The 14,604-nt window shown below is 46.0% G+C and carries 12 protein-coding genes; 10 read left to right on the top strand and 2 right to left on the bottom strand.

Annotated elements, in window-relative coordinates:
• Nucleotides 1-168 precede the first annotated feature (168 nt).
• The 3 genes from FC652_RS07190 (at nt 169) to aceA (ending at nt 4,756) form a co-directional block, all read left to right on the top strand.
• A complete protein-coding gene (locus FC652_RS07190; protein ID WP_176298042.1) occupies nt 169-1,074 on the top strand; it encodes a hydrogen peroxide-inducible genes activator in 906 nt (301 codons plus the stop codon).
• Nucleotides 1,075-1,680: 606 nt separating this feature from the next.
• Nucleotides 1,681-3,315, top strand: a complete 1,635-nt coding sequence (gene aceB, locus FC652_RS07185) for a malate synthase A (RefSeq protein WP_176298101.1) — start codon at nt 1,681-1,683, stop codon at nt 3,313-3,315.
• A 127-nt stretch (nt 3,316-3,442) separates the two neighbouring features.
• Entirely contained in the window at nt 3,443-4,756 is a 1,314-nt protein-coding gene (gene aceA / locus FC652_RS07180; protein ID WP_026050315.1) for an isocitrate lyase, read from the top strand.
• 107 nt (nt 4,757-4,863) lie between these two features.
• On the opposite strand, the gene FC652_RS07175 is transcribed toward aceA, so the two are convergent.
• On the bottom strand, nt 4,864-5,319 hold the full coding sequence (locus tag FC652_RS07175) for a CBS domain-containing protein (protein ID WP_176298041.1): 456 nt from the start codon (nt 5,317-5,319) through the stop codon (nt 4,864-4,866).
• 238 nt (nt 5,320-5,557) lie between these two features.
• Between FC652_RS07175 and FC652_RS07170 the strand changes: the two genes are divergently transcribed.
• The 6 genes from FC652_RS07170 to secF all read left to right on the top strand — a co-directional run bounded on the left by FC652_RS07170 (nt 5,558) and on the right by secF (nt 12,653).
• Nucleotides 5,558-6,745 carry a trypsin-like serine protease gene (locus FC652_RS07170; RefSeq protein WP_176298040.1) on the top strand — a complete coding sequence of 396 codons (1,188 nt, stop codon included), beginning with the start codon at nt 5,558-5,560 and terminating at the stop codon, nt 6,743-6,745.
• 215 nt (nt 6,746-6,960) lie between these two features.
• The gene (gene queA, locus FC652_RS07165; RefSeq protein WP_011149594.1) at nt 6,961-8,013 is read left to right on the top strand and encodes a tRNA preQ1(34) S-adenosylmethionine ribosyltransferase-isomerase QueA; all 1,053 of its coding nucleotides are present in this window, start codon (nt 6,961-6,963) and stop codon (nt 8,011-8,013) included.
• Nucleotides 8,014-8,229: 216 nt separating this feature from the next.
• Entirely contained in the window at nt 8,230-9,366 is a 1,137-nt protein-coding gene (gene tgt, locus FC652_RS07160) for a tRNA guanosine(34) transglycosylase Tgt (RefSeq protein WP_013572355.1), read from the top strand.
• A 117-nt stretch (nt 9,367-9,483) separates the two neighbouring features.
• Entirely contained in the window at nt 9,484-9,813 is a 330-nt protein-coding gene (gene yajC / locus FC652_RS07155; RefSeq protein WP_045621504.1) for a preprotein translocase subunit YajC, read from the top strand.
• A gap of 21 nt (nt 9,814-9,834) precedes the next feature.
• Complete coding sequence (secD, locus tag FC652_RS07150) at nt 9,835-11,691, top strand: protein translocase subunit SecD (protein WP_176298039.1); 1,857 nt, start codon at nt 9,835-9,837, stop codon at nt 11,689-11,691.
• A 14-nt stretch (nt 11,692-11,705) separates the two neighbouring features.
• Complete coding sequence (secF, locus tag FC652_RS07145) at nt 11,706-12,653, top strand: protein translocase subunit SecF (protein WP_045621500.1); 948 nt, start codon at nt 11,706-11,708, stop codon at nt 12,651-12,653.
• Between the two features lie 131 nt (nt 12,654-12,784).
• Here secF and suhB read toward each other — a convergent pair whose 3' ends face one another.
• Nucleotides 12,785-13,588, bottom strand: a complete 804-nt coding sequence (gene suhB, locus FC652_RS07140) for an inositol-1-monophosphatase (RefSeq protein WP_045621498.1) — start codon at nt 13,586-13,588, stop codon at nt 12,785-12,787.
• A 244-nt stretch (nt 13,589-13,832) separates the two neighbouring features.
• Between suhB and trmJ the strand changes: the two genes are divergently transcribed.
• A complete protein-coding gene (gene trmJ, locus FC652_RS07135) occupies nt 13,833-14,555 on the top strand; it encodes a tRNA (cytosine(32)/uridine(32)-2'-O)-methyltransferase TrmJ (protein ID WP_045621496.1) in 723 nt (240 codons plus the stop codon).
• The last annotated feature ends 49 nt before the right edge of the window (nt 14,556-14,604 follow it).

Raw genomic sequence — 14,604 nt, 5'->3', positions numbered from 1 at the left:
AAACCACAATCTAAGTTTCGGGTTTAGTCCGTGTTTGTACGCGACAAACTATAGTACAGATTGTAGTATTGAAAAAAGCGAATTAAATAGATTAACTTCATCGAAAAAAGCGATAAGAGCAATTCTATCGAGTTAATCATACAAACGATGGTAAGTATTAATAATTTTATGAATAAATGGCCCAGTCTGAAGCAGTTGCACTACCTTATTACTTTGCATGAAACGCGACATTTTAGTGATGCCGCTGAACGTTGTTTTGTCAGTCAATCGACCTTAAGTAAAGGTATCCAAAATCTTGAGGAGCTAATTGGTTGCCCGCTTTATGAGAAAAAAGACAAAAAAAGCCCATTGGTTTTTACTCAGGCAGGTGAACTGGTGGTAATGCATGGCAGAGAGCTATTGGCAAAGGGGCAAGATCTCGTTGAGTTGGGGAACTTGTGTCAGGGTGATAGTATGCAAGGGCAACTGAAACTGGGCTGTATTCCTACCATCGCGCCATTTTTGTTGTGCGATTTAGTACAAGAGATCAACCAACGTTTTCCTCAACTGAATCTTTTATTGCGTGAAGATACAACAACCAACCTATTGACGGCTTTACGTCATGGTGAATTGGACGTATTGATCCTTGCTTTACCGGTTGAGATCGATGGGATGGAAAGTCGCGTTGTTGGGCAAGATCCTTTTAAAATGGTGATCAGTCGAAACCAAGTCGGGGCGATTAAAGTGCCAATCAAATATGACGACTTGCCTGATGAGTCGGTGTTTTTATTGGAAAAAGAACATTGTCTGACCGAGCACGCGGTGTCGGCCTGCAAACTGACTGACAAAGAGAAAATTAACCCATTTAGTGCGACCAGTTTGCATACCTTAGTGCAAATGGTGGCCAATGGTTTAGGCACCACCTTTATTCCTCAAATGGCTATCGATCACGGTTTGTTGGACAACCAGAATTTGGTTGTCGTTGAACCACCCGGTCAGCAGGCTTATCGTAATATCGGCTTGGTTTGGCGACCGAGTTCTTCGCGCACGAAAACATTTAATCAACTGGCTGAAGTGGTTTCTGAACTGCTTTAGCAAATAGTAGTAGCCTGATTTTTCCTTCAAACATCAAAAGGCACACTGGTAATGGTGTGCTTTTTAGCATTTTATTCTATTCAACACGCTTGGCTTGTAAAATTTTACACACCATCTTTGATGAACCTTTCATAAAATTGTGAAATTTCACATTGTTAATTTTACATACTCAACCAGTTTCTCTGTTTAATTATTGTCCCATTCGTTGGCGTAGAGCCTCTATGATAAAGGGTTACCGCACCTTTTTTAAAATTCATACGGCCGTTTAAAACTTGTTCATCAGCAAAGTTGTTGTGTAATTTAATTACGTAATAAATTACAAATATCAGTAAAAAATCAATCACTTGTTTGAAACGGAATAAAACTTTGAATTTAACTTTTTGTTTACTTTTGAACTTTTACTCTAATGCTTGTTGGTGTAAGTTATTTAAAGGCTTGTAAGACTTATGTCTAGATTGTAAATCAACTGCGCATCATGGATGTTATAAGCGTAAAGACGAGATGCTAAGTGAAATAACACGCAAGCCCGTAGGTTTTTAAGTGTGGTTTTAAACTTACAAATGTTGTTTGTTGTTCACTATTAGCAAAATGAAAGGAAGAATAATGATGCTTGCTCAAACGCCCGACAAAGAAAACACACAGACTGAACAACAGACCCAAGGCACGCTTGAAGTCACGGGAGTGCTGTCTCCTGAACATCAAGCTATTTTCCCTGTTGAAGCCCAAACCTTTTTATCTCAGCTGTGTGAGCGATTCTCATCGCGCGTCGATCAATTGTTAACTGCCCGAGAAGAGAGACAGAACAAGATCGATCAAGGAGAGTTGCCTGATTTTCTGGCAGAGACTCAGGATATTCGAGAAGGGAGCTGGAAAGTTTTGGGGATTCCCAACGATCTGCAAGATCGTCGAGTCGAAATTACCGGGCCAACCGACCGCAAAATGGTGATCAATGCTCTAAACGCCAATGTAAAAGTCTTTATGGCGGATTTCGAAGACTCGATGTCTCCCGCGTGGGATAAGGTGTTAGATGGCCAGATCAACTTGCGTGATGCGGTCAATGGCACCATCTCCTACACCAACCCTGACAATGGCAAGCATTATCAGCTGGCGGAAAATCCAGCGGTGTTGATCTGCCGTGTTCGCGGCCTTCATTTAAAAGAAAAGCATGTAACGTGGCACGGTCAGATCATTCCAGGTTCCTTATTTGATTTTGCACTTTATTTCTTTAACAACCACAAAGCGTTGTTGCAAAAAGGCAGTGGTCCTTACTTCTATCTCCCCAAATTGCAGTCGCATCATGAGGCGAAATGGTGGAGCGAAGTGTTTCATTTCACCGAAGAGTATTTCGGTTTGGATACAGGCACGATCAAAGCAACGGTACTGATTGAGACGCTGCCTGCCGTCTTTGAAATGGATGAAATTCTCTTCTCGTTAAAAGAGCATATTGTTGGCCTCAACTGTGGCCGTTGGGATTACATTTTTAGCTATATCAAAACACTGAAAAAGCACCCAGACCGTGTGTTGCCGGATCGTCAGGTGGTTACCATGGACAAGCCGTTCCTCAATGCTTACTCGCGTTTACTTGTCCGCACCTGTCATAAACGCGGTGCGTTTGCGATGGGAGGGATGGCCGCTTTTATCCCAGCCAAAGACCCACAAGAGAATCAAAAGGTATTGGATAAGATCCAAAACGATAAGTCACTCGAAGCCAACAATGGTCATGATGGCACCTGGGTGGCGCATCCTGGTTTAGCTGATACCGCCATGGACGTGTTTAATCGTGCTCTAGGTGAGCGTAAAAACCAGCTTGATGTCACTCGCCAAAACGATGCGACGATTACTGCTAAACAGTTACTGGAGCCTTGTGATGGAGCAAGAACAGAACAAGGTATGAGACACAATATCCGCGTTGCATTGCAATATATTGAAGCATGGATCTCTGGGAATGGTTGTGTGCCGATTTATGGCTTGATGGAAGATGCGGCAACGGCAGAGATCTCACGCGCTTCTATCTGGCAGTGGATTCAGCATAGTAAGTCGTTAGATAACGGTGAAGTGGTGACCAAAGCGTTGTTTAAGCGTTATCTCGACGAAGAGATTCAAGTCGTGAAACAAGAAGTGGGGGAGACTCGTTTTGACTCAGGCCGTTTCCATGAAGCTGCCGAGTTGATGGCTACTTTGACCACCAGCGACGAGCTAACCAATTTCTTAACCGTACCGGGTTATGACTACCTGGATTAATGAGTAAACCAATCAACAACCAATAACGTGAACCTTCAATGGCGGAGCAGGATGTACCGCTAACGAAATGGAAAATATAGCGCACTCAATTTTAATAATCAGCGCTCATCAACAGAGGGAAAGACCGATGACTAATTTAACTCGCCGCCAACAAATCGAAGCTCTAGAAAAAGATTGGGCAACCAATCCTCGCTGGAAACATGTTAAACGTACCTACACAGCAGAAGAAGTGGTTGCATTGCGCGGCTCTATGGTGCCAGCAAATACCATCGCGCAGCGTGGTGCCGACAAGTTGTGGTCGTTGGTGAATGGTAGCTCGAAAAAAGGCTATGTGAATTGTCTAGGCGCACTAACCGGTGGCCAAGCGGTGCAGCAAGCTAAAGCGGGGATAGAAGCGATCTACCTATCAGGTTGGCAGGTTGCAGCGGATAACAACACCGCCTCGACCATGTACCCAGACCAATCACTCTACCCTGTGGATTCGGTTCCTTCAGTCGTCAAACGCATTAACAATTCGTTCCGTCGCGCAGACCAAATCCAATGGTCGAATGGTAAGTCGCCAGAAGAGGGTGGAATTGATTACTTCCTGCCTATCGTTGCCGATGCAGAAGCGGGCTTTGGTGGTGTACTGAATGCGTATGAGCTAATGAAGTCGATGATTGAAGCGGGGGCTGCGGGTGTACACTTTGAAGATCAATTGGCTTCGGTGAAGAAATGTGGCCATATGGGCGGTAAAGTATTGGTACCCACGCAAGAAGCGGTGCAAAAACTGGTTGCGGCTCGCTTGGCGGCTGATGTGGCAGGTACAACGACTCTCGTTATCGCACGCACCGATGCTAACGCAGCAGATCTTCTTACTTCTGACTGCGATCCATACGATGCGGACTTTATTGTTGGCGAACGCACTCAGGAAGGCTTCTATCGTGTACGTGCTGGTATTGACCAAGCGATCTCACGTGGCCTTGCTTATGCGCCATATGCGGATCTTATTTGGTGTGAAACGGCAACTCCGTGTCTTGAAGAAGCGCGTAAGTTTGCTGAGGCTATTCATGCGGAATACCCAGACCAACTGTTGGCATACAACTGCTCGCCATCATTTAACTGGGAGAAAAACTTGGATGCTGAGACCATTGCTAAGTTCCAACAAGAACTCGCAGATATGGGCTACAAGTATCAGTTCATCACCCTAGCTGGTATTCACAACATGTGGTTCAACATGTTTGAACTGGCACACGCATATGCTCAAGGTGAAGGTATGCGCCACTACGTCGAGAAAGTTCAGCGTCCTGAATTTGAAGCGGCGGAAAAAGGCTACACCTTCGTTGCACACCAACAAGAAGTGGGTACGGGTTACTTTGATAAGATGACCAACACCATCCAAGGTGGTAACTCTTCAGTCACGGCACTGACGGGCTCTACCGAAGAAGACCAGTTCCATTAATACCTTTCCATCTTTAGGTATTAACCACTGCATGAGCGGCGAAAGCCGCTCTTTTTCTTTTCCTATCAGGACAAACAAGGTGCTCGCTACTAAGAGTGTCGCGGGAATTACAAATCGTCTTCGACTTCTAACTCTTCTGGTTCGGCTTCTTCTTGCAGCTCCAGCAGATTGATCGCAATAGTGACAAAATCGGTGTCGGTAATGATTCCGACTAAATGGCCTTTTTCAACCACCGGTAAACAACCCACTTTGTGCTTTTGCATATAAATTGCACTTTCTTTTAATCCCGCTTTGGGTTCCACCGTCATAATGCTGGTGTGCATCATCTCGTAGAGTGGAGTTGCTAAGGTAAAAGATGACTCTTGTGATGTCCGGTTGAGGCTTGACTCTTGAGCGGCCAATATGTCTCGCTGGGTGACGATGCCAAGAAGCTGTTTGTTCCCATCGACAATGGGAATATGGCGGATATCGAGCGCTGCCATCATGTTTTTTGCATCCGCAAGAGTATGTGAACGCAACAAGGTATGAGGGTGGCGAGTCATCATATCTTCGACTTTTATCATGGTGTCCTCCTAGAGTTCCGTTCTCTATTTACTATAGAAACAAATGGCATAAATATCTGGGAGCTAGACCATTTTTCCGCAACAAATTTGATGCGAGTCACTTTGCATTATCCAAGCAACAGTTGCGCAGGGAATAAGGGATGAAAGGACATTCCTCGCATATTCTTGGGGCAAGGATTTCACAATGGCTTGGACTGCACGAATATGAGTGCAGTTGAGCGATTAATGGCTTTAAATTATGTGGAAAAAAACGTTTCTATTGATTGGGATGCTAGCCGTAAGTGTGAACTCTCAAGCTATCATTATGGGGGAAGAAGACCCCGATGCAACCTACAGGGTGACAATCCGAGCCAGTAATATGGCGGAATTCCCCATTTGTGGTGGGACCATGGTGGCCGAACGGTGGGTACTTACTGCTGCACATTGTGTTGTCATGGGCGAAGGTAACAATGTTGCGAGTTATTATGTGACAAAGCCCAGCGATATTTCGGTGACAGCGAGAACACCTGCACTTAATAGCTCGACAACAAACAATTACTTTGCCGTTTCTCATGTGGTGGTGCACCCGAAATACACACGTTTAACGAAATACAAAAGCAATAGTAATGGTAGCTATACCTTGGTTAGCACCAGTTTAGATAGTGACATCGCATTGCTCTATCTTGATCGTCCCGTTACGGGCATTCCTCTCTCTGATTTGCCAACGGTTGCAGAAATGAGCCAGATAGAAAGTCGACTCAATGGCGATTGGAACGATGAGTTTGTCACCAATCTCCGTGTCAAAAATGTTACTGCTTCCGGTTGGGGAGCGACAGTTGCTGATGCTTCAACGCCAGCTAAAACCTTACAAAAAACACAGCTAACCTATTTGCCCATCACCTCTTGCTATCAACGATTGGAATTGGGTAATGATCTACCGGGTATCATTGAAGCTCCAACCAACGTGACCAAAATCTGCACCATGCCCAATGAAGTGTTGCCTTGGAAGCCTGATGAGCGCACCCAATATGGCAATAACGTGTGCAAAGGCGACAGTGGTGGTCCTTTGATTGACGATGTCACTGGCAAACAAATTGGTATTGTCAGCGGCATTCCGCTCATTACGCCGATTTGTGCCTCGGTCACGCAGCCGAGTTTCTATACCAGAGTGAGCAATTATTACGACTGGATTCAAAGCTATATAACGGCTACTAACCCTCCAAGCAGCCACATTCTAAAACCAGACTTCATTTTGAATGCAGGTTCAGGCGGTGACAGTGACTCAGGCGACAATGGCGATGGGACGGATGGAAATGGCGACAATTGCCATGGCGGGATTTCAACCAACAGTTGCAGTTTTACTGGCACTGCAGAAGGTGGAAGCCTTGGTGCGTTGACGCTTTTCGCCCTGTTTGTGCTGGGTAGGTATCGTCGAAAAATTGCTTAACTTAGCCGCACGCGGTCTTTTCTAAGAAAACGCACCACTCATATTGAGTGGTGCGTTTTTCATTCCAAGCTCAAAGTCAGGAGCGCGGCGAGTTGTTACATTCTCAGTCTGAACTTTTCTTGCTATTGATTGGTCTCGCTCTATACTAGCCCACTGCGAAAATTTTACTCGCAACAGAATTCCTTTATTTCGACAAATTTACCAAGAGCAGTAGCATGCAAGTTTCAGATTTTCACTTTGACTTACCTGATGAACTGATCGCTCGTTATCCTCAATCGGAGCGTACCGCCAGTCGTCTACTTCAGCTAAATGGCAACACCGGCGCTGTAAAAGATGGCTCGTTCAAAGATGTGTTGGAGCTGGTTCAAGCAGGGGATCTTGTGGTGTTTAACAACACACGAGTGATTCCTGCACGCATGTTTGGCCGTAAAGAATCGGGCGGCAAGTTGGAAGTCTTGGTCGAGCGTATGCTTGATGAGAAGCGCTTCCTCGCGCATGTACGCAGTTCTAAGTCTCCGAAACCGGGGACGTTAGTCTTTCTTGGGGAAGAAGACCAATACTCAGCAGAGATGGTAGCACGCCAAGATGCGTTGTTTGAGCTCCATTTAAAGGCAGACAAAACCATTCTCGAAGTGTTGGAAGAAATTGGCCATATGCCTCTTCCACCTTACATTGACCGCCCAGATGAGGATGCGGATAAAGAGCGTTACCAAACGGTTTATAACCAAAAACCGGGTGCGGTTGCTGCACCGACGGCGGGATTGCATTTTGACAATCAACTGCTTGAGCAGATCAAAGCCAAAGGCGCTGAGTTTGCGTACGTGACGTTGCATGTCGGTGCTGGCACATTTCAGCCAGTGAAAGTGGACAATATTCTTGAGCATCACATGCACTCTGAGTATGCAGAAGTACCACAAGAGGTGGTGGATGCGATTAAAGCCACGAAAGCACGTGGTGGCCGCGTCATTGCGGTTGGTACCACGTCAGTACGCTCTCTAGAGAGCGCGGCGCAAGAGTCGTTGAAAAACGGCACAGAGTTGATGCCTTTCTTTGGCGATACGGAAATCTTCATTTTCCCTGGCTATCAATATCAGTTGGTGGACTGTTTGATCACCAATTTCCATTTGCCAGAATCGACGCTGATTATGCTGGTGAGTGCATTTGCCGGTTATGACCATACCATGAATGCGTATCAGCATGCCGTGGCCAATCAATATCGCTTTTTCTCTTACGGGGATGCGATGTTCATTGAGAAGAAAACGCAATAAGCAATAAAAAGCGCAACAAATGTTATCTAAAGTGAAGTAAGTTTCATTTTAGTGGTGCAGATCGGGATAATCTTGGCTGCATGCAAAACGAGTGCTAGCAGCAGGCTAGAGGGATGGATTCACTCCATTTTTTCGCAAGGAAAACGCGACCGCTCTGGTGGGACGGAAACGTCCGTGACAATACCGTCAGACTGTTTCTCTGACGTTGGAGGCTTCGTGAAATTAAAATTTGATCTTAAAAAGAAAAATGGCAATGCCCGTCGTGGTCAATTGACATTTGAACGTGGAACAGTGCAAACCCCGGCGTTTATGCCTGTAGGTACTTACGGTACCGTTAAAGGTATGACACCAGAAGAAGTCAAAGAGACGGGTGCAGAAATTCTACTAGGCAACACATTCCATTTATGGTTACGTCCTGGCCAAGAAGTGATGAAAATGCACGGCGATCTGCACGATTTCATGAACTGGCAAGGTCCTATCTTGACTGACTCAGGCGGTTTCCAAGTGTTCAGCCTTGGTGATATTCGTAAAATTACCGAAGAAGGCGTGCATTTCCGCAACCCAGTGAACGGTGACAAGATTTTCATGGATGCTGAGAAATCGATGGAAATTCAAAAAGACCTCGGTTCTGACATCGTAATGATTTTCGATGAGTGTACGCCTTACCCTGCGACTCACGCTGAAGCGAAAAAGTCGATGGAAATGTCTCTGCGTTGGGCACAACGCTCGCGTGACCATTTCGATAAGCTCGAAAACCCAAACAACCTGTTTGGTATTGTTCAAGGCGGTGTCTACGAAGATCTTCGTGATGTGTCAGTTAAAGGCCTAACAGAGATTGGTTTTGATGGCTATGCGGTCGGTGGTCTTGCGGTTGGCGAACCTAAAGAAGACATGCATCGCGTACTTGAGCACACCTGTCCTCAGTTACCAGAAGATAAACCGCGTTACCTGATGGGCGTGGGCAAACCAGAAGACTTGGTTGAAGGGGTTCGTCGCGGTATCGACATGTTTGACTGTGTAATGCCAACGCGAAATGCGCGTAATGGACACCTATTTGTGACTGGTGGTGTGATCAAGATCCGTAATGCGACACATAAAACGGATACAACCCCTCTCGATCCGCACTGTGACTGTTACACTTGCAAAAATTACTCTAAGTCGTATCTGCACCACTTGGACCGTTGTAATGAAATCCTTGGTGCTCGCTTAAACACTATCCATAACCTGCGTTATTACCAACGTCTCATGGAAAGCATTCGTAAAGCGATTGATGAAGATCGCTTCGAGCAGTTTGTGGAAGAGTTCTACGCTCGACGCAATCGCGAAGTGCCACCACTCGGTAAACAGGCATAAGTTCGCAATAGTAAAAAAGTGTTACGCCATCTTGTTTTTGTGAGTGAACTCGCTTGAAAATGAGGTGGCGTTACCCAATTTATTGGATTATTAATAAAAGTTAATGAGGATGTTTTAATGTTTATCTCTCAAGCTCACGCAGCAGCAGAAGGCGCACAACAAGGCGGCATGTTCGAAATGCTCATCATGTTGGGTATGTTCGGTGTGATTTTCTATTTCATGATTTACCGTCCACAAGCAAAACGTGTTAAAGAGCACAAGAGCCTAATGGCATCCATGGGTAAAGGTGATGAAGTTCTGACCAATGGCGGTCTTGTGGGTAAAATCACTAAGATTGCAGAAGACAATGACTTCTTGACAATTGAACTTAACCCAAACAACGAAGTTGTGATCAAAAAAGACTTCGTTACCGCTGTGCTACCAAAAGGTACGCTTAAATCTCTATAAAACAGCTAGAGGATCCTCGCTGTGCTGAACCGTTATCCTTTATGGAAGTACTTGATGGTTATGTTTGCCATTGCCATCTCTGCCTTGTACGCACTTCCAAATATCTACGGTGAAGATCCGGCTATTCAAGTTACAGGGGCGCGTGGCGCCTCTGTAGATATGTCAACGCTGGATGCTGTCACTAACGCTCTTAATAAAGAGAATCTTTCCCATAAATCCATTGCTTTAGAGAATGGATCCATTCTTGTTCGTTTCAACGACACCGATACGCAAATTAGTGCTCGCGATATCATCAGTGAAGCGTTGGGCAAAGACAAAATTGTTGCACTTAACCTCGCACCTGCAACGCCAGATTGGCTTGAATCGATTGGTGCTGCTCCTATGAAACTGGGTCTTGACCTACGTGGTGGTGTTCACTTCTTGATGGAAGTGGATATGGATGCCGCGATGGAAAAACTGGTTGGGCAGCAAGAGGACGCCTTCCGTAGCGAACTTCGTGATGCCAAAATTCGCTACCGTTCTATTCGTCCACTTGGCACTGACGCTGTTGAAGTGTTGCTGCGCGATTCAGAAGAGTTGGCTCAAGCGAAGCGTGAACTGGAAAAACTACATCCAGACATGGCGTTTGTTGAGTCAGACAAAGATGGTCGTTACGCCTTAATTGCTACCTTTACTGAAACCCGTCTGCAAGAAATTCGTAACTACGCTGTTGAACAGAACATCACCATTCTACGTAACCGTGTGAACGAGCTAGGTGTTGCTGAACCTTTGGTTCAACGTCAGGGTGCTAGCCGCATCGTGGTTGAACTGCCAGGCGTTCAAGATACTGCCCGTGCCAAAGAGATTTTAGGTGCGACAGCAACGCTAGAATTCCGTGAAGTGGATGACAAAGCGGATCTTGCCGCTGCCGCAAGTGGTCGAGCGCCTGCGGGCAGCGAGATCAAGCAAGATCGTAATGGTCGTCCTGTGGTGTTGAAGAAACGCGTTATTCTCAGTGGGGCAAGCATTACCGATGCAAGTTCAAGTGTTGATGAATATGGTCGTCCTCAAGTAAACATCTCGCTAGACAGCGAAGGTGGTAACAAGATGGCGGCGTTTTCGAAGAAAAACATTGGCAAGCTAATGGCTACCGTGTTTGCGGAATACAAAGACAGCGGTCGCAGATCTCCAGAAGGCAAAGTCATTTTGACCAAGCATGAGGAAGTCATTAACCAAGCCACGATCCAGTCGGCTCTTGGTCGTAACTTCCGCATTACGGGTATCGATTCTGCTGCTGAAGCACATAACCTTGCGCTGCTACTGCGTGCTGGTGCTTTGATCGCACCTATCTCAATCGTTGAAGAGCGTACCATTGGTCCATCAATGGGTCAGCAAAACATCGATATGGGTATCCAAGCGTGTATTTGGGGCATGGTTGCGGTGATGTTGTTCACACTGCTTTACTACCGCAAGTTTGGTCTGATTGCGAACGTCGCCTTGATGGCAAACCTTGTCCTGATCATCGGCGTGATGTCTATGATTCCAGGTGCGACCATGACACTACCAGGTATTGCCGGTATTGTTTTAACGGTCGGTATGGCGGTCGATGCAAACGTACTGATCTTTGAACGTATTCGTGAAGAACTGCGTGAAGGACGCAATCCTCAGCAAGCGATTCACCAAGGTTATGCCAATGCATTTAGCACCATTGCGGATGCGAACATCACAACCTTGATTACCGCGATTATTCTATTTGCCGTCGGTACGGGTGCAATCAAAGGCTTTGCTGTGACGCTCTCTATCGGTATTTTGACCTCAATGTTTACGGCCATTATTGGTACACGTTGTATCGTGAACCTGCTTTATGGTGGTAAACGCATTAATAAACTGTCGATCTAAGGCTGGGAATTGTTATGTTTCAAATTCTAAAAGCAGAGAAAACGATCGACTTTATGCGTTGGTCGAAGTTCGCATTTGTCTTCTCTTTGTTGATGATCGGTGCGTCGATTTTTACTCTCTCAACCAAATGGTTGAACTGGGGCCTGGACTTTACAGGCGGTACTCTGATTGAAGTGGGCTTTGAGCAGCCGGCAAACCTTGAAGAGATCCGCAGTGCACTTGAAGCCAAAGGTTTTGGTGACGCAACGGTACAGAACTTTGGTTCTGCTCGTGATGTCATGGTTCGCCTTCGCCCTCGTGAAGATATGGCGGGTGAAACCTTAGGTAACCAAATCCTAAGCGCGATCAAAGAAGGTACGGGCAAATCAGTCGAGATGCGCCGTATTGAATTCGTTGGTCCAAATGTAGGTGATGAGCTGACAGAAGCGGGTGGTCTGGCGATCTTGGTGTCGTTGATCTGTATCTTGATCTACGTCTCGATGCGTTTTGAATGGCGTTTGGCGGCAGGTGCGGTAATGGCACTGGCGCATGACGTTATCATCACATTGGGTGTATTCTCTTTGATGCAAATCGAAGTCGATCTTACCATTGTGGCGGCATTGCTGACGGTGGTGGGGTACTCACTCAACGATACCATTGTTGTCTTTGACCGTATTCGTGAAAACTTCCGCAAAATGCGTAAGGGTGAACCTGCGGAGATCATGGACAGCTCGATCACACAAACACTAAGCCGTACGTTGATTACCTCAGGTACGACCTTATTTGTGGTGATTGCATTGTTTGTTCAAGGTGGGGCGATGATTCACGGTTTCGCGACCGCATTGCTACTTGGTATTACCGTTGGTACTTACTCTTCTATCTATGTGGCATCCGCTTTGGCGCTCAAACTGGGTATCCAGAAAGAGCACTTAATGCCTCCGCAAGTCGAGAAAGAAGGTGCAGAATTCGAAGAGATGCCTTAACGCTCTGTTTGAATCATCGATTGAAGCCACTGCAATTGCAGTGGCTTTTTTGTTACTTTCTTGGTGGTATAAAAAAGCCCCCGCATAATGCGAGGGCTCATTCAAAAGTAATCAGCGTGACGGGCTAGAGATTACTTCAGAATCGCTTCGTTGCCGTTTTCACGGATGTGTTTCAGTAGTGATTTAACACCACGAGCACTTGATGCAACAACGTTACCTGACTTGACATACTCAGTGCCACCAGCAAAGTCAGTGATAATCGCACCTGCTTCGCGAGCAATCAGTTCGCCTGCTGCGATATCCCAAGGCTTTAGGCCTAGCTCAAAGTAACCATCAACACGGCCAGCTGCCACGTAACAGAGATCAAGTGCAGCAGAGCCAGCGCGGCGGAAATCCGCTACTTCAACAAACATCGCAGACATGATCTTGAAGTAAGATTCAGAGTGTTGCTTTTGCTTAAATGGGAAACCTGTTGCGATGATTGCGCCTTGAAGGTCTTTTGGTTGCTTAACGCGGATACGTGCGTTGTTCAGTTGTGCGCCAGAGCCACGTTGAGCGGTAAATAGCTCGTTTAACATTGGATCGTATACACAAGCAACTTCTGTTTTGCCTTTGATGCGTACGGCGATAGAAACAGCGAAGTGAGGCAAACCTTTTACAAAGTTTGTCGTGCCATCCAGTGGGTCGATGATCCATTGCACATCTTTATCTTTACCATTGATCAGGCCGTTTTCTTCAGCCACGATGCAGTGCTCTGGGTAAGAGTTTTTGATGGTATCGATGATGATGGTTTCAGCTTCTTTATCTACGTTAGTCACAAAGTCGTTTGTGCCTTTTAGAGTAGATTCAATCTTCTCAACGTTTTCTAGTGATTTAGCAATATGGTTACCTGCTTTTCGCGCTGCGCGAATAGCAATGTTTAGCATTGGATGCATACGAATTTCCCAACGGATGTTAAAGAACAAATTAAAGCGGCGGCGAGTATACCAGAGAAAACTCAAAAAGGAAGTGGTTAATTTTTGTACCTTTGGTTAGACGAGATGTGACAAAGCTCAAGAAATCGTTTACATGAAAAAGTGTGCAGGGAGCATAACAACGGTTCTCCTCATATCCAATCTAGGGTGTGGGAAAAAACTATGATAAAATCCCGCGGTTTGAAATCAGCCATTGAAAGTTTGCATGTTAGATAAAGTAAAAGTCGTCCTTGTTGGTACCTCACACTCTGGAAATATTGGGTCTGCAGCTCGTGCCATGAAGGTGATGGGCTTATCTCAGCTTGTGCTGGTTCAGCCTGAATGTGAGGTTGACGCTCAAGCCATCGCTTTGGCATCGGGAGCCGCGGACATCGCATTGAATGCGTTAGTGGTGAACTCGTTGGAAGAAGCGGTGGCCGATTGTGCGCTGGTTGTTGGTTCAAGTGCCCGTTCCCGTACGCTTGAGTGGCCGATGCTAGAACCGTTTGAATGCGCAGAAAAGTTTGTCCAAGAGGGGCAAACGAGTCATGTTGCCTTGGTGTTTGGCCGCGAACGTACTGGTCTCACCAACGATGAGCTGCAACGCTGCCATTATCACGTATGTATTCCAGCCAACCCAGAATACAGCTCATTGAACCTAGCGATGGCAGTACAAACACTCAGTTATGAAGTGCGTATGGCTTATCTGCGTCACCAGCAAAGTCAATTTGAGCCACAAGAAGTCGCTGAATATCCTCGTCACAATGAGCTAGAACTCTTTTATCAGCACTTAGAGAAAGTGTTATTGAAAACCGAATTTGTGCGAGCAGATCAGCCTAACCAAGTGATGAATAAAATGCGTCGGCTATTTAGCCGTGCCCGTCCCGAAGCGCAAGAACTCAATATTTTGCGTGGCATTTTGACCTCGGTTGAGAAGAACCTTAAGTAATACGAGTACCCCCTATATTCATAGGGATGAATACCTGACTAATTTAGTC

This window comes from Vibrio sp. 05-20-BW147 (assembly GCF_013369385.1).
Classification (GTDB): Bacteria; Pseudomonadota; Gammaproteobacteria; order Enterobacterales; family Vibrionaceae; genus Vibrio; species Vibrio floridensis.
The sequence above is the reverse complement of the archived record's forward strand: the minus strand, read 5'-3'. Positions and strand labels throughout refer to the sequence as shown.